Origin of the sequence: Erwinia sp., from assembly GCF_031978025.1 — a bacterium.
Taxonomy (GTDB): domain Bacteria; phylum Pseudomonadota; class Gammaproteobacteria; order Enterobacterales; family Enterobacteriaceae; genus Erwinia.
Map to the genome: position 1 here is coordinate 1 of NZ_DALZCD010000075.1, position 16,094 is coordinate 16,094.

Below are 16,094 nucleotides of genomic sequence, written 5' to 3' on the forward strand. Positions count from 1 at the left end.
AGCCGCCCCCATATTAACCCAGGTTAATATTTCCAGTGGGAATATCACCTTTTTGACGTAGTTTGCGTTGGCAATAATAGTGCCCGGCGCTTTATTGATACATTCGGAAAAGAGGTTAAAGATAATTAAACCTGAGAATAAAACTAATGCAAAAGCCGATTTGGACGTTTGTCCTTCACTCCATTTAGCTTGAAACACTACGCTAAACACGAAGGTGTAAACCACCAGCATTAATACGGGCGTAAAAAATGACCACAGCAGGCCCAGCATCGACCCACGATAGCGGCTGATAACTTCTCTTTTTGTCAGGGTGTAAATCAAACGACGATGCATCAGCACCGTCTTAACCAGGGCACCCGGTGTTTTAGCCTGTTCGTTCATTTAGAAAACCTCTGCATCCTGAAGACGAGGCGCGTGCTTGTCTTTGTCGGAAAGAAGAACGTCTGAAATTTTCCAGTTAATCGCGATATCAGGATCGTTCCACACGATGGAGCGCTCGCTTTCTTTTGCATAGTAATTAGTGGTTTTATAAACGAACTCTGCGGTTTCACTCAGCGTCACAAAACCGTGTGCGAAACCAGCAGGGATCCATAACTGCCGTTTATTTTCAGCGCTCAGCTCTACCCCAACCCACTGACCGAACGTAGTAGAATCCTTGCGGATATCGACCGCGACATCCAGAACGGCACCTTCGACGCAACGAACCAGCTTACCCTGAGCATTTGGATTTAACTGATAATGCAGTCCGCGTAATACGCCCTGTGATGATTTTGAATGGTTATCTTGCACAAAGCTGACAGAAGTTCCCACCGCTTCATCGAAAAATTTTTGGCTGAAGCTTTCAAAAAAGAAGCCACGATGATCGCCAAAGACCGTTGGCTCAAAGATCAGGACATCGGTTAAAGAAGTAGTAATAACCTTCACGTTTTTTCCTTTAATTTTATTCAGAGCGTTATTTCTTAATCAAGTTCAGCATATATTTGCCATAACCATTTTTTGAAAACGGTTTAGCCAGTTCTTCCAGCTGAGCGCTGGTTATAAATTTTTGTCGCCAGGCGATTTCTTCTATACACGCAATTTTAAGCCCCTGACGGTGCTCGATAGTCTGAATAAAGTTCCCGGCTTCGATCAGGCTTTCGTGCGTGCCGGTGTCAAGCCAGGCGTAGCCTCGTCCCATCGTCACAACAGAGAGCAAACCTTTATTGAGATAAGCCTGGTTGATATCGGTAATTTCAAGCTCGCCACGGGCAGAAGGTTTAAGGCTTTTCGCTATTTCAACTACGCTGTTATCATAAAAATAGAGCCCGGTAACGGCATAATTACTTTTTGCAACTGCTGGTTTCTCTTCCAGAGAAATAGCGACACCGTCCTCATCGAATTCGACAACGCCATAACGCTCAGGATCGTGAACGTGATAGGCAAACACCGTTGCTCCTGTTTTTTTATTTTTGGCGGCTTCAAGCTGAGGTACCAGATCGTGGCCGTAAAAAATATTGTCGCCCAGAATCAGCGCGCAAGAATCTTCTCCAATAAATTCTTCACCGAGGATAAAAGCTTGCGCAAGACCATCAGGATTCTCCTGCACTTTATACTGGATGGAGAGACCCCATTGCGAACCATCACGCAGTAAACTTTCAAAGCGAGGCGTATCCTGAGGCGTGCTGATAATAAGAATATCACGAATCCCCGCCATCATCAGCGTGCTCAACGGGTAGTAAATCATCGGCTTATCGTAAATAGGCAGCAATTGTTTACTGACCGCCATAGTAACCGGATACAGCCTTGTTCCGGAGCCGCCTGCTAAGATAATACCCTTATTTTTTGCCATAATTCCTTGCACCCATTTAGCAGTATTCAGCACTGCTGATTAGAGAATTTATCCAATGACTTCGGTAAGCATCCGCTCAACGCCGATACGCCAGTCAGGTAACATTAACGCAAAAGTTTGCTGGAATTTAGTGATATCCAACCTTGAATTAGCAGGTCGTTTAGCCGGGGTCGGGAAAGCTGAAGTCGGTACCGCATTGATCCTGCTAACCTTAAGTTCCAGACCTTTTTTACGTCCTGTTTCAATGACGTAAGATGCATATTCATGCCAGGTCGTTGTGCCGTTAGCTATCAGGTGGTAAATGCCAGAGAGTTGCGGTTTGCCTTTAGCCTGACGAACAGCATGCGCTGTACAATCTGCAATCAGCTCGGCGCCCGTAGGCGCGCCAAACTGGTCGTTAATAACGGAAAGCTCTTCTCTGTCTTTAGCCAGTTTTAGCATGGTTTTCGCAAAATTGTTGCCTTTCGCCGCATAGACCCAGCTGGTACGGAATATCAGATAGCTGCTGCACGTGGCTGTAATAGCCTCTTCCCCTGCGCATTTCGTTTTGCCGTATACGCTTAACGGCTCCGTAGCGTCGGTTTCGGTCCAGGGTTTATCTCCCTGACCGTTGAATACATAATCAGTGGAATAATGAACAAGCAGCGCGCCCGCTTTTTCAGCGGCATCAGCCATTTTCACGACGGCTTCGGTATTTAATAAGGCAGCAACTTCAGGTTCCGACTCGGCTTTATCAACAGCAGTATGGGCCGCAGCATTAACGATGACGTCCGGTTTGAGAGCAGCAATAGTCGCGGCAATGCCCTCAGGGTTTGACAGATCGCCGCAGTGTTCCGTGGAATGACGATCCAGCGCAGTCAGGTTGCCTAAAGGAGCCAGCGCACGCTGCAGCTCCCAGCCAACCTGACCGTTTTTACCAAAAAGAAGAATGTTCATTAGTTACGTTTCTCGTAATTTTGCTCAATCCAGCTTTGGTAGGCACCGCTCTTGACGTTATTAATCCATTCGTCGTTGCTCAGGTACCATTCTACGGTCTTACGCATTCCGCTTTCGAAAGTCTCTTCTGGTTTCCAGCCTAAATCCTGCTGAATTTTAGTTGAGTCGATGGCATAGCGGCGATCGTGACCCGGTCGGTCGTTAACATAGGTTATCAGATCTGTATAATGGCCTTCTGAAGGCTTTAACTCATCCAGAAGCGCGCAAACAGTCTTCACCACATCCAGATTTTTCTTTTCGTTGTGTCCGCCGATATTGTAGGTACTACCCGCCTTAGCCTCAGTGACTACCTTATATAGCGCACGAGCATGATCCTCTACATACAGCCAGTCGCGGATTTGATCCCCTTTGCCATAGACAGGCAGCGGCTTTTTCTCCAGCGCATTAATGATAATGAGCGGGATCAGCTTTTCCGGGAAATGGTATGGACCATAGTTATTAGAGCAGTTGGTAATAATGACCGGCAGCTTATAGGTACGTCCCCATGCGCGTACCAGATGATCGCTGGCCGCTTTCGTTGAGGAGTATGGGCTACTCGGTGCGTAAGGCGTAGTTTCGGTAAAAAGTGGCAGCTCGCCGCTCATCTCATCCGGATGGGGCAGATCGCCATAGACTTCATCGGTGGAAATATGATGAAAGCGGAAAGCCTGCTTTTTCTCTTCACCCAGCGAGTTCCAGTACTGGCGCGTGGCCTCTAACAGGCTGTAAGTTCCGACTACGTTAGTCTGCACAAAATCTGCAGGGCCGGTAATGGAGCGATCGACATGGCTTTCTGCCGCAAGGTGCATAATGGCATCCGGCGCGCATTCGTTCATGACCTTGATCAGCCCTTCCGTATCGCAAATATCAAGTTTGAAAAACTGATACCGGTCGCTGTCGCTAACGTCCTTGACTGATTCCAGGTTGCCCGCATAGGTCAACTTGTCAACGTTGATTACGGCATCTTGCGTATTGTTGATGATATGTCTTACGACTGCTGAACCAATAAAACCAGCGCCACCAGTGATCAAAATCTTCATAACAAGTCTCTAAACGGAGTGATTTGGAACAATAACCGTAGATTATTGATATTTATGTCAGTTACATTGCCAGCCTGAAATTTAGCAACGCTACCGCCCCTGGGTATACATTCCCAGTACGTCAACGTCTATCCTGCTATGACCTTGCTTAAGCCCTGTCAACATGCCAGCCAAAGAGCCCTGCTGCCTAACGGTTTGAATACACGCTATATTTTTAGCTAATATTGACAACTTAACCCGTACATACTGTCAAGAATTGTATCATTCAGCAATTATGAAAACTAACTAAAATAAGAATTTTTCCTTGTTTATGTGGTGCAACTTAGGAAATTTCTTAGAGAAAGTTAAATCGCCCACTTTATATACGCGCCTGCGCTTTTTAGCTTATTTTATGAACATGAATTTTGACCTACATTGCATTTCCATGGTTTAGAACCTGCACCAAACCAACTTAAACCTTATTTCAGATACGCAAAAGCCCGGCATAAGCCGGGCTTTTTATATAAACACTTAACGGTTATTTATACCCGTTAGGGTTGTTGCTCTGCCAGTTCCAGGTGTCGCGCATCATCTCATCGATGCCACGCGATACGCGCCAGTTCAGTTCTTTATCAGCCAGCGAGGCATCAGCCCAGAACGCAGCCAGGTCGCCATCGCGGCGTGGAGAGATCTGATAAGGTACCGGACGACCGGAAGCTTTCTCAAACGCTTTCACCATCTCCAGCACGGAATAGCCTTCGCCCGCGCCCAGGTTATAGGCTTTGTAGCCGCTGATAGCCGGCAAATGATCCAGCGCTTTCAGGTGGCCTTCCGCCAAATCCATCACGTGAATGTAATCGCGTACGCCGGTGCCATCTTTGGTCGGATAGTCGTCGCCAAAAATACCCAGCTTTTCAAGACGGCCAATCGCAACTTGCGCAATGTAAGGCAGCAGGTTGTTAGGGATACCGTTTGGATCTTCGCCAATCTGACCCGACTCATGCGCGCCTACCGGGTTAAAGTAGCGCAGCGCAATCGCTTTCAGCTCAGGATTGGCTTTTGCATAGTCGCGCAGAACCAGCTCAACCATCAGCTTAGAGGTGCCGTAAGGGCTTGTTGTGCCGCCAATTGGCGTCGTCTCAACGTACGGTACCGGCGCATCTGCTCCATAGACGGTGGCGGAAGAACTGAAAATAAACTGATTCACGCCAGCAGCGCGCATCTCTTCCAGCAGTACCAGCGTACCGGTCACGTTATTCTGATAGTACTCCAGCGGCATACGGGTAGATTCCCCCACCGCTTTCAGACCCGCAAAGTGAATCACCGCCGTAATATTATGCTGAGCAAAGAGATCGCGCAGGCAGGCGCGGTCCAGAATGTCACCTTCGCAGAAAGCCGCTTTCTTGCCGGTCAGCTTTTCTACGCGACCGATAGATTCACGTGAGGCATTGCTCAGGTTATCCAGCACCACCACATCGTCGCCGCGCTCCAGAAGCGTCAGCACGGTATGAGAACCGATATAGCCAGCCCCACCCGTTACCAAAATAGCCATATTGACTCCTTTATGGCCGCGCTGGCGCGACCTTGAATAATGGGAAATTACTTAGCCAGAATCTTTTTGATTTCTTCGCGGAACTCGCGACCCTGCGCGTTATTTCTCAGTCCCCAGGAGACAAATGCTTTCATGTAGCCCAGTTTACGGCCACAGTCGAAGCTGTTACCGGTCAGCTGCTGCGCGTCAACGCGCTGCTTTTTCGCCAGTCTGGCGATAGCATCAGTCAGCTGGTAGCGGCCCCACGCGCCTGGCTCCAGATTTTCCAGCTCGGCCCAGATATCGGCAGACAGAACGTAACGGCCTACTGCCGCAAGATCGGACTGCAGCGTCTGTGGCTGATCCGGCTTCTCGACGAATTCAAGGATCTCGCTAGTCTGACCCGGATTATCCAGAACTTCTTTTGTCTTAATCACGGAATAGTCGGAAAGGTCAGCTTCAGGCATGTGGTGCGCCAACACCTGGCTGTGGCCGGTTTCTTCGAAGCGGGCGACCATGGCAGCCAGGTTGTAACGCAGCGGATCGGCTGTTGAATCGTCCAGCAGCACGTCCGGCAGCACAACCACAAAGGCTTCATCGTGCAGCATTGGGCGAGCGCACAGAATAGAGTTAGCCAGGCCCAGCGGCTGTGGCTGACGAACGTTCATGATCGTCACGCCTGGCGGACAGATCGACTGCACTTCGCTCAGCAGCGAACGCTTAACGCGCGCTTCCAGCAGGGCTTCCAGCTCGTAAGAGGTATCGAAATGGTTTTCAACCGCATTCTTGGACGCGTGGGTGACCAGAACAATTTCCTTGATGCCTGCCGCTACGCACTCGTCGATGATGTACTGGATCATCGGCTTGTCGACAACGGGCAGCATCTCTTTAGGAATGGCTTTTGTAGCAGGGAGCATGCGCATACCCAGACCCGCAACGGGGATAACTGCTTTAAGCTTGGTCATATTTTTTCCATATAAATGAAGTAAAAAACGTGCAGCAATTATGCATTAAAGTGATATTAAGCAAGTATAATCTTAATCTGAAAATTTAGCTGTGACTGGCCCATATTACCGCCCGGCCTTTTTAATGCTTAGCCGGTAAAATTTCATAATGCACGCGACTTACCGCTCTCGTGCTATGGCTGGGGAAGTCCGCCAGGTAAGGCTTTAACGGCATTTGCCGCGAACAGCGTGCAGTTTCCCAATTTATCCAGCTTAAATAAAAAAAGGCCATTGCCGCAGCAATCGCCTTTACCTGTTTTAAGCTCAGTACTGAATTAATTCCGGGCTGTTCGATAAGGCCGAACAAAAATATAATTTCGCTAACATCAGCGGTAAAAATTTACTCTACCGCTGTAATAAAGATTATCTGAAATTAACAGCGCACGTTATTAACGGTTAGCCAGCTTTTCCAACGTTTCCGCCAGTTCCTGATAGGCAATATGCTGGTTGAATTCGGTTTCCACTTTTTTGCGGGCGGCAGCGACAACAGGCGCAACATCCACATCACCTTTGGAAAGCCGGAACAGGATCTCGCTAAGCGCCTGCGCATCCCCTTCGGGTGCCAGCCAGCCGGAAACGTTGTTTTCAATCAGTTCCGGGATGCCGCTGTGGTCGCTGGAAACAACCGGCAGCCCCACGGCCATCGCTTCCATCAGTGCGACAGGGATGCCTTCCATGTCGCCATCGGCAGCAGTCAGCGAAGGCAGCAGGAAGATGTCGGCTTCGTCCAGGTAGCGCTTAATCTCTTCCTGAGGCTTGAAGCCGACCATCTGCACGCAGTCTTCCAGATGGGCCTGACGAATAGTCTCGCGCATCTGCTCTTCCATATCGCCGTTGCCGATAATGGTGTACTGGAAGTTAGCGCCTTTTTCTTTCAGATATTTACAGGCTTCTACCGCCACGCCTAACCCTTTTTTCTCGGTCAGACGCGCTACGGTAAGAATGCGGAGCGGCTGATGCAATGCTTCACGGGCTTTCATATTGAACTTCTCAGGTTCAATACCCATGCGCGTCACCTGAATTTTCTCCGGCGGACAGCCCATGGCAATCAGCTTTCTTTCCCAAAGGTGGCTGATGGGTAAAAACAGCTCGGTATCGCTGAAGAGGATGGGATAATCTTTACGATGCTCATTGAGGATAAAGCGGCGAGAAATATCCGCGCCGTGAAAAACGGTAGCCTGCTTGCCACGCAGAACTTTTAACTCGCGCAGCTTATTAGCCAGCGCGCCCGCGTAGCCAAAATGCACCAGGAATACATCTGATGTAATGGGCTTTTTAGCCCAGGCGACGATAGCCGGCAGCAGCAGTTTCATGGACTGATCGCCGTAACGGCCCACGTTCATGGCTTTGATGACACCGGGTTTGAACAGCTTAGGCAGTATCATTTTCAGGCGCTGCTGCAGCTTAGCCGCATTGCTTTTTTGCTCTTCCGGCAGCAGATAATGAATACGTTCCGCCAGATTGTAGCGATCGAAAGCCGCATGCCGGTTAACGTGATCGCCCGGAAATACCGAAATGATCTCTACGTCATACCCACTGTCAATAAAATGGGTTACCTGGTTGAGCACAAAGGTTTCTGACGCTACCGGAAAACGCATGGTGAAAAATGTTAGTTTCATCGATTTACCCTAAAATCCTGACGACGTCTTCGGTAGTAAGTCCCGGTAATGCGCTCCCGCGCAGACTGGCGGATCGCCCGGGGCAAAAGGCATAATGTTCGCAGCGTCGTATCCGCCAAAAGACGGTTTTAGCAAGGGGCGTCTTGCCCTGCCCCTGAAGCTTTATTAATTTTATCTAATACTAGCAGCTAACCTGTACGGGTAGATAAGCGTAATTATCCTAAAAATCAACCGGCTAGCCTGCTTTTCTTGTCTGAAAGCAGGCTTACCGCTAAAAGTTGAGCTTTATCCCTGGTTCTTTAACGCATACCAGGGCACCGCAACCTGCTGGCCGTTGATTACCATGGAAACGAAACCGCCTGGTTTACTGGTATCGACCTCGGCCGCATCCAGTTGCCGCGACTGCACCAGTAAATCACCCTGCTCGTTGGCGCCGATCCCTGCTTTGCCGTTGTGCAGCGCAAAACGACGTACGGCCTGACGCGCGCCCTGTGGTGGATTTTTAAAGTCCATTTCCGCGTCAAAGCGGGCACACTGGCCGGTCAGGAAGCGATCGCGCGCCGTGGTTTTCATCATCACGCCGGACGAGCCTACCCAGCCAGCCAGCTTAACAAAGACCTGCGTATCGGCGTCGTGCGTGGTGGTATACATCACATCGACAATCGGGCTACTGCCCTCAATGTGCCAGCTTCCTTCAAACCCTTTCACTTTGCGTTGCAACGTAATGACGGCTTTGCCGCCGGTGTTGCGGTCATTCAGCAGATTATGCAGAGGTTCCGAGGTCGTGCCGTTGCTGAACTGCGACTGCCCGAGGATCTCAATTTCCCAGCTGTCACCCACGTCCGGCGTATGGATGTTACCCAACAGATACCATTTTTCCTGGTTGCTGTTGTTCTGAATACGAAACCGTGAGGTCAGATAGTTGTACTTCATGCTGCCATCGGCGGCGATACCGTACGACTCAACACGGGTGGATCCGCGCTCGTAAGGGCCAAGCCACTCATCACCCTGCAGCGAGTTATCAATCCAGCTTTTCGCCTGCAGATTAATTTGCCGCATATTCAGACGCGAATGGTGGGCGATCAGCGGGTTCGGGCAGGTTTCAATACTTAATGCATCAACAATCCATTGCCCGTTGGAAAGGTCGCCCGGGAACTCGGTGTGTTCAATCCAGCCGTTGTGAATGATCGACTGCGTACAGCGCGGCAGGTTCAACGCCATGCCTTTAGAGCAGTGCTGCACGTTGAAATTCGACAGTTCAATAGCGGTACTGTGGTCCCAGTTCCCTTTTTTGGTATAGGACCAGGTCGCTTTGATCACATCGCCGGTACAGTTATTGGCATACCATTGGTCAATTTTACAATCAAGCGTATCCACCAGGCTTAATGAGGTGCCGCCAACGCCAATAAAGCGCAGGCAGGCGCCACGGAAATATTGCCCTGCCGGACAGACGTTGTGGTAGAAGCCCTGCGTGTTCGGTAACTCTTTGTTACGGCCTTCAAAACTCAGGTTGCTGATTTCCACCCACCGCGCGTTCACCTTGAAGACGACGTCCGATTTACCGTCGGAAACAATAGTGGTCGAAGGGAAGTAGCCGAAGTTGATAGGCGCGCCCGATACGCGGAAATAGCTGACGTAATTAGCAGAAATATCAAATGAGGAGACGAAAAAGCGCCCGGCCGGGAACTGGACGGATAACATTCTGTTGTTATCCTGCGCCCAGTGAAACATGGCCTGGATAGCCGGCAGCGAGTCGGTACGGCCATCGGCCACCGCGCCAAAGTCAAAAATCGTCAGCGCGTTGAGATCGTCAGAGACGCGACGCCAGTGGTAATCGCCGCCGGATGAGGCGATATAGCCGCCGTCATCCTTTGCTTTGGTCAGCTCACCAACAAAGGCGCCCCCCCCCGTTTCCGTGCCGGCGTGCCAGCCCTTAAGACGCACCTTTGCCCCGTTAAACAGCGGCGTGGTGTGGCGTAGCTCATCATAAGAGCCAATCTCACCAATCAGCTGATAGCCGGACGGCTGCGCCAGGCGACGGCTGAATTCTGAAGCGCCGCTGTTTTTCACGTCCGGCACATAGAAAAGCTGCTCGTCACGATCGTTATACAGCGCCATGGAATATTCACTGCTGGACCACAGCGCCCCTTTGGCGGCCACAAAACGCTTCAGCGTGTCGCTGTTCAACGTTACGGGCTGGGACAGCAGCGAAACCTCACCGTTTGCGCTTTTGACAAAGACGTCGATGGGGTGCTGAGCAGGATCGTTACCCGCCTTGCCAATATAAAGTTTACCGTTAAAGTCATGCCAGAAACCGGCTGGCATAGTAAAGACGTCGTCAGGCGAAAAAATCGGCACATCATTTTTAGGGATGGCATCAGCCGGGACTTTCTTTAGCTTCAGCTCCGCTTCTTCACTGCGGGCGGCTACGGGTAGCGAACTCAGTGCTGCGGTTGCCACGATGGAGGAAAATGCTGTTCGGATTAATTCTCTGCGCTTCATACAAAATTCCGTTAATCAGGTAAGTGTCGATGCTGTTTCATCCAGAGGTATAGTCCGGTGCAGGCTTTTTTATCCCTTGCGATCCCGCTCGTACAGGAACTTCATTACGCTTACCGGCATGACCCGCGTTGAGGTGCGGATCAGAAAATAGAGCGTGCCGTTAACAAAATTGGTCTGGCGCAGGCGGTTTTTTAGCGACCAGAGCTGCACCTCGCTTTTAATGTAAGTCATGCCGCGGCGCTTGCTGACCATTTCGCTGCCTGAACGTACACGCATCAGGATGTCGTGCAGGTTGGCGACTTCATAGCCCTGCGAGAGCATGCGCAGCCACAGATTGTAATCTTCCATAAACAGGTGATGCTGATAGCTGCCCGCTGCCAGCACTTTGTCCTTACGGAACACCACGCACATATGGTTGAACGGGTTTTTCATGCGGGCGAAATGGCGGATCTCGGCGCTGCTCAACGGCAGACGCTTCAGGCGTTCATTGCCAAATTCATCAAATTCAATGACTGCCGCACCCAGCAACGCCATCTCGGGATGCGCTTCCATATAGGGGATCTGTTTTTCAAAACGTTCTGGCAGACAGATGTCGTCGGTATCCATGCGCGCAACGATATTGTGCGAGCAGCGATCCAGACCCGCATTAAGCGCTTTGCCCAAACCGACGTTTTTTTCCAGCGGCACGATAACGATCGGCAGCTTGTCCATCCAGTTGTTGACCGATGCTTTCAGCGCATCACTCAGCGGGCCGTCATACACCACGACAATCTCGGAAGCGGGAAGCGTCTGCTCGTACAGGCTCTGCATGCACTGCTCAACATTTTCCGGTTTCTCTCTGTGATAGAGAGACATAAGAACTGAAAACATACCATCACCCGTTAATTCAGAAGTTCATTCCACTTTTGTAAGATCAGCGTCGGCCCGTAATTTTCGGCGTTGCGCCAGGCCGCGTGGGCAAAAGTTTTGCGCTTTTCATCGTCAGCAATCAGCGTGTTGAGCTGTGCCACAAAGGCATCGTCGTTGTCGTAGTCGATGACGAAACCGTCGTCTTTGATAATTTCTGCCGGACCGGTTTTGCAGTCGAAGGCAACGGCGGGCAGCGCAAAGTTCTTCGCTTCGATCAGCACCATAGGCAGACCCTCATAACGGGAAGTCATGATGATAATGCCGGCGGCGCGGTAGTAATCGTTGATCTTTTTGCTGGGCGTGATGATGTCCGTGCTCGCTTCCATGCCGTAGCTTTTGATTTTTTCCAGCAGCGCGGGCTTGTCTTCACCGTCGCCGACGATTTGCAATTTCCAGCCCTGCTTATCAACGCGCTGCCAGACATCGAGCATCCGATCGAAATTTTTCTGGTAAGTCAGACGCCCTACGGCCAGTACCCGATTCTGCTTGCCGGCAAAAACTCCATCGAAGCTGCTGGCGCTGCTTTCCGCGTGGAAAGGCGAGATATTTCGCATTACGTGCACATTTTTTACGCCGTAATTTTTTTCCAGGTAGCTTTTGTCGTGATCGGTGAGCACGGCGATTTTATCTGCCAGGCCATAACAGAACACTTTCAGGCGGCGGATCGGGGTCTTAAAGGTTTCAATCGAGACGTGATCGCAGCAGATAATTTTTGACTTCACGCCAAAAAACTTCATGGCCAGCAGCGCCTGCACGGAGAGCTTGCCCATTGAGATGATCATAATGCCGTCAAAGGGCTGCGCTTTCGCGAAGCGGATAAACTCGCGGATCTTCAGCAGACGCGAGGTCGCTTCCGGATAGCGAATCTTAACCTTTGCATCGGTAGGATAGTAAGGATCGCCTTTGTTCAACGAATAGAGCGTCACGTCGTAATCATTATTGCTGAGCAGGCTGGATAAGGTGCTGGCAACCCGATCCGTACCGCCGCTATTGGAAATGCCGTCAATAAGGATCAGCAATCTGTACATATTCAATCATCCTGTTGAAATAGAGCAAAAAGCGCGGCCCGAAGCCGCCTAGCCGCTGAACATACGGAACAGTGGCGCTACGCTATAGCCGGTAATCGACTGCGCGGAAAGTATCGTGTTATAGGCGAGGTAGTAAGAACAGATCCCCGCTAACAAGGCGACGTTTATCAGCAGATTGCGTATTCGCAGCAGCAAGAAAGAGAAAAGTATCGGTTCGGCGTGAAGGAACAGGTTACCTACCCTGCCACCAAAGATACTAAAGTCGGAGAACGTAATACGCACGCCCGCGCCAACCGCATACGAGACCAGCAAAATATAAACCAGACGATCGCCTTTCTGGATACCGTTACGGAAGTAGTACATCGTAAAGGCAGCAATAAAGAAGATGTTCTTCAGGTTGGCCAGGCCAAACACCGGTGAAGCGGTATCGAAGTCGGTGCCGCTATAGCCCGCAGCTCGCTCACCCAGGCCAGGCACGATGCCCAACGAGTCGAGAAAGAGCTTTTTACCCCCGATAATCCCCAGCGGAATACACGCAAAGACGATCATCAGCGGCAGGTATTTACGTTCGCGCAGGAAGAAGAACGGGACCGCCAGCAGAATGGTATAGCCCGTGGCGTGTGATTGCGTACTCAACACCAGGAACACCAGCGCCAGCACGTTTCTCTTCGTCGCCAGCGAGCAAATAAAGGCGATAGCAAAGGCGCTGGATAAACCGAAGCGGATCTGGTTCATGTCTTTGTTAATAAACAGGTGAGTTGAGTATAAACAAAGCGAACAGAGGATCAGCGGAGAATATTTTTTGTAGCAGTAAGCGTTAGTGGAAACCGCAATAAAGCAGATGAAAAACAGAAAATAATAGCTCTGGCTGGTGAACAGTGAAAACAGCCAGGCCAGCAGCATGAAAAGCTTTTCATAGCGATAGGTATCGGTGATGGCATCATAGGTATTAACATGAAGCTGCGCCGAGAAATCCGCAAAAAAGTCCAGGTACTGGCTGTCATCCATGCCGGAGTGCAGACCACGCGATCCGCCAAAACAGATCAGCGCCATGGTGCAGATAAACGCCAGCCACATCGTGACGCGTTTAATCCTGGGGTCGTTAAGCTGGTTGATTGCTGCCAACTCAAAAATACAGCAAGCCAGAATGCTGTAACTGATTATCCAATATATGGCCATTGTTGTTCCGCCGTCTTATTATTTTAATCAGGGCTATTTTTTTGCAATACGTTCTGAGAACTTCTGTTTTAAACGGCCGAGAAAATAATCGCGATTGCCTTTGTTGGTCAAAAAGAAATATTGCGCGAAGCTCAGGCTGGCATGCAGCACTTTGCCATCCATTTTATAACGGATCGGCAGCTTGTACGCTTTGTAAGTATAAACGTCACGTTTACTCAGATACGGGCTCATGCTCTTTAGCCAGAAGGTAGAGTACTTTACGGACTCGCCTTTATGGCTGGAGTTGAATTTGCTCACCATATGGTAATTAGCCAACGGTTTCGCAATCATGACAAATTCAAAGTCATTTTTATCTGCGCGGATACAGAAATCATAATCCTGATGACGGATAAACCGCTCATCAAACTTTATTTCTGCCGCGTGCTCGCGTTTCAGGACGATTGTACTGGTCTGAATGAAACCGTAGCAGCCGAACAGATATTCAGCGATGCTTTCATTATGCGCAGGCAAATGGGTCGGCATGACCTTTAAAAAGGCGCCATCCTGAATAATATTCACCTGGCTGTAGATCACAAAACGATCTTTCCCTCTGGCGGTCAGCTCCTGGATTTTTTTAACGTTCTCCAGCAGCTTGTCTTCATGCCACTCATCGTCCGCGTCCAAAAAGCAGACATAGTCGCCCGTCGCCAGGTCAATCCCGCGATTACGTGCGCCCGCGCCGTTGAGTTTCACGTCTGACAGCACCAGATTAATTTTCAGGTCGCTGTAGCGATCGCTGTTAACGACCTCGGCCAGCTTTGCCGCATCGGCTGACTTGTCATCAACGATAATCACTTCAAAATGCGGGTAGCTTTGCGCTTTAACGCAGTCCAGCGTGGTGACGATCGATTCAGAGGCGTTATAGGCAGGAATAACGATCGAGAAGAAAATATCCTTCATTACAAGGCACCTTTTAAAGGTTATACATAAAACAGCCGGAAACAGGCCTGATTCCAGAGGCGAAGGGATCCGCCGGGCGGCGGATCCTCTCAAGCATTAGCTTTTTGCATTGCCTTTGTAGCTGTAATCGTAATAGTCGTAGCCGTAGCCGTACGCATTGGCGGCTTTACGCACGACGGCGTTAAGAATGACGCCTTTAATATCGATACCGTTTTGCGCAAAGCGCTTGTAGCTGAATTCCACTTCTTTCAGCGTGTTGGTTTCAAAGCGCGCAACCATCAGCGCGGTACCCGCCATCTTACCGATAATGGTGGCGTCAGTGACGGCCAGCACCGGCGGCGTATCGATCAGCACCAGATCGTAATGCTTGTTCGCCCATTCCAGCAGCTCATTCATGCGGTTATGCATTAACAGCTCGGAAGGGTTTGGCGGTACCTGACCACGCGGAATAAAGTCAAAGCCGTAATCACCGCGTTGGATGAGGTCTTCGGTAAAGGCCGTCTTGCCCGACAGGATAGTGGAAAGCCCTGACTTGTTGGCTGCGCCCAGCAGTTCATGCGTATAGCCACGGCGCATATCGCCATCGATAAACAGCACTTTCTGTCCCGCTTTCGCTACCAGCGTTGCCAGGTTGGCACTGATAAAGGTTTTACCAATACCAGGGCTGGCGCCGGTGATCATCAGCACGTTGTTTCGGGCTTCCATCATCGCGAAGTGCAGGCTGGTACGCAGGCTGCGGATCGCTTCAATAGAAAGGTCGGTCGGGTTGCCCAATGCCAGCAGGCTGTTGTGCGGATCGACCTTCACGCCACGCTTGTTTAATGCCTCAACATCTTTTTTACGCTGCCATTCGGAAAGCGGCACGCTGGCATAGACGTTCATACCGGCCTCTTCCAGCTGGTCCGGCGCGGTGATGCCATGGTGGAACATCGCTTTCAGCAGAATGATGCCGACAGACAGCACCAGACCGGCAATCAGGCTGGCCAGCATGATCAGGATCTTCTTCGGTGCCACAGGCTTGGACGCGGTTTCCGCATGGTCAATGATGCGCACGTCGCCAACCGTACTGGCTTTGCTGATGCTCAGCTCCTGCTGACGGTTAAGCAGCTGCATGTAAATTTCCTGACCGGCCTGCACATCACGGGTCAGACGTAAAATTTCCTGCTGGGTCTGAGGCATCTGACCAATTTTGTGGTTCAGTTTTTTCTGCTCGTCTTCCAGCGTTTTACGTTTTTCCAGCAGCGCGCGGTAAGTCGGGTGATCTTTGGTAAACAGCTGGGAAACTTCTGCCTCACGGAAGGTCAGCTCGTTCAGCTGGCTCTGTACGCTGACGGAGGAGTCCAGCGCCGATTTGGCTTCCAGCGACATATCAACCGATTCATTATTGCGGCGATAGGTATTGAGCTTGTCTTCCGCTTCGTCCAGCTTGCCACGCACCTGCGGCAGCTGATGCTGCAGGAACTCCAGGCTCTTCTGCGCCTCGGCGGATTTACGCTCCACGTTCTGCATCAGGTAGTTGCTCATCACCCGATCCAGTACCTGGCTAATCAGCTCAGGATCT

14 protein-coding genes are annotated in these 16,094 nt (G+C 50.5%); all 14 read right to left on the reverse strand.

Annotation, left to right across the window (positions count from 1 at the left end; genetic code table 11):
- The coding region (locus tag RTK32_RS08210; protein ID WP_312042965.1) for an ABC transporter permease at positions 1-381 on the reverse strand (381 nt) is incomplete at its 3' end.
- On the reverse strand, positions 382-924 hold the full coding sequence (gene rfbC, locus RTK32_RS08215) for a dTDP-4-dehydrorhamnose 3,5-epimerase (protein WP_312042966.1): 543 nt from the start codon (positions 922-924) through the stop codon (positions 382-384).
- A 28-nt stretch (positions 925-952) separates the two neighbouring features.
- Positions 953-1,828, reverse strand: a complete 876-nt coding sequence (gene rfbA / locus RTK32_RS08220; protein ID WP_312042967.1) for a glucose-1-phosphate thymidylyltransferase RfbA — start codon at positions 1,826-1,828, stop codon at positions 953-955.
- Between the two features lie 48 nt (positions 1,829-1,876).
- Entirely contained in the window at positions 1,877-2,764 is an 888-nt protein-coding gene (gene rfbD, locus RTK32_RS08225; protein ID WP_312042968.1) for a dTDP-4-dehydrorhamnose reductase, read from the reverse strand.
- Positions 2,764-3,843, reverse strand: coding sequence for a dTDP-glucose 4,6-dehydratase (gene rfbB / locus RTK32_RS08230; RefSeq protein ID WP_312042969.1), 1,080 nt, complete (start codon positions 3,841-3,843; stop codon positions 2,764-2,766). The genes rfbD and rfbB overlap by 1 nt, the downstream gene beginning before the upstream one ends.
- A 517-nt stretch (positions 3,844-4,360) precedes the next feature.
- On the reverse strand, positions 4,361-5,374 hold the full coding sequence (gene galE, locus RTK32_RS08235; protein ID WP_312042970.1) for a UDP-glucose 4-epimerase GalE: 1,014 nt from the start codon (positions 5,372-5,374) through the stop codon (positions 4,361-4,363).
- 47 nt (positions 5,375-5,421) lie between these two features.
- A complete protein-coding gene (galF, locus tag RTK32_RS08240) occupies positions 5,422-6,318 on the reverse strand; it encodes a UTP--glucose-1-phosphate uridylyltransferase GalF (protein ID WP_312042971.1) in 897 nt (298 codons plus the stop codon).
- A gap of 428 nt (positions 6,319-6,746) precedes the next feature.
- Positions 6,747-7,976: a glycosyltransferase gene (locus RTK32_RS08245; RefSeq protein ID WP_312042972.1), complete on the reverse strand. Its 1,230-nt coding sequence runs from the start codon at positions 7,974-7,976 to the stop codon at positions 6,747-6,749.
- A 285-nt stretch (positions 7,977-8,261) separates the two neighbouring features.
- Entirely contained in the window at positions 8,262-10,478 is a 2,217-nt protein-coding gene (locus RTK32_RS08250; protein ID WP_312042973.1) for a phage tailspike protein, read from the reverse strand.
- 69 nt (positions 10,479-10,547) lie between these two features.
- Complete coding sequence (locus tag RTK32_RS08255; protein ID WP_312042974.1) at positions 10,548-11,348, reverse strand: glycosyltransferase; 801 nt, start codon at positions 11,346-11,348, stop codon at positions 10,548-10,550.
- Positions 11,349-11,359: 11 nt separating this feature from the next.
- Positions 11,360-12,415 (reverse strand): glycosyltransferase family 4 protein, encoded by a 1,056-nt coding sequence (locus tag RTK32_RS08260; RefSeq protein WP_312042975.1) that lies wholly within the window; start codon positions 12,413-12,415, stop codon positions 11,360-11,362.
- Positions 12,416-12,463: 48 nt separating this feature from the next.
- Positions 12,464-13,594 (reverse strand): EpsG family protein, encoded by a 1,131-nt coding sequence (locus RTK32_RS08265; protein WP_312042976.1) that lies wholly within the window; start codon positions 13,592-13,594, stop codon positions 12,464-12,466.
- Between the two features lie 33 nt (positions 13,595-13,627).
- Entirely contained in the window at positions 13,628-14,533 is a 906-nt protein-coding gene (locus RTK32_RS08270) for a glycosyltransferase family 2 protein (RefSeq protein ID WP_312042977.1), read from the reverse strand.
- A 96-nt stretch (positions 14,534-14,629) separates the two neighbouring features.
- A partial coding sequence (locus RTK32_RS08275) for a polysaccharide biosynthesis tyrosine autokinase (protein ID WP_312042978.1) occupies positions 14,630-16,094 on the reverse strand: 1,465 nt, incomplete at its 5' end.

Coding starts and splice junctions, on each gene's coding strand:
- RTK32_RS08260 (WP_312042975.1), bottom strand. CDS start 12,415: ATGTACAGATTGCTGATCCTTATTGACGGCATTTCCAATAGCGGCGGT.
- rfbD (WP_312042968.1), bottom strand. CDS start 2,764: ATGAACATTCTTCTTTTTGGTAAAAACGGTCAGGTTGGCTGGGAGCTG.
- rfbB (WP_312042969.1), bottom strand. CDS start 3,843: ATGAAGATTTTGATCACTGGTGGCGCTGGTTTTATTGGTTCAGCAGTC.
- RTK32_RS08255 (WP_312042974.1), bottom strand. CDS start 11,348: ATGTTTTCAGTTCTTATGTCTCTCTATCACAGAGAGAAACCGGAAAAT.
- RTK32_RS08265 (WP_312042976.1), bottom strand. CDS start 13,594: ATGGCCATATATTGGATAATCAGTTACAGCATTCTGGCTTGCTGTATT.
- RTK32_RS08250 (WP_312042973.1), bottom strand. CDS start 10,478: ATGAAGCGCAGAGAATTAATCCGAACAGCATTTTCCTCCATCGTGGCA.
- RTK32_RS08245 (WP_312042972.1), bottom strand. CDS start 7,976: ATGAAACTAACATTTTTCACCATGCGTTTTCCGGTAGCGTCAGAAACC.
- RTK32_RS08270 (WP_312042977.1), bottom strand. CDS start 14,533: ATGAAGGATATTTTCTTCTCGATCGTTATTCCTGCCTATAACGCCTCT.
- galE (WP_312042970.1), bottom strand. CDS start 5,374: ATGGCTATTTTGGTAACGGGTGGGGCTGGCTATATCGGTTCTCATACC.
- galF (WP_312042971.1), bottom strand. CDS start 6,318: ATGACCAAGCTTAAAGCAGTTATCCCCGTTGCGGGTCTGGGTATGCGC.
- rfbA (WP_312042967.1), bottom strand. CDS start 1,828: ATGGCAAAAAATAAGGGTATTATCTTAGCAGGCGGCTCCGGAACAAGG.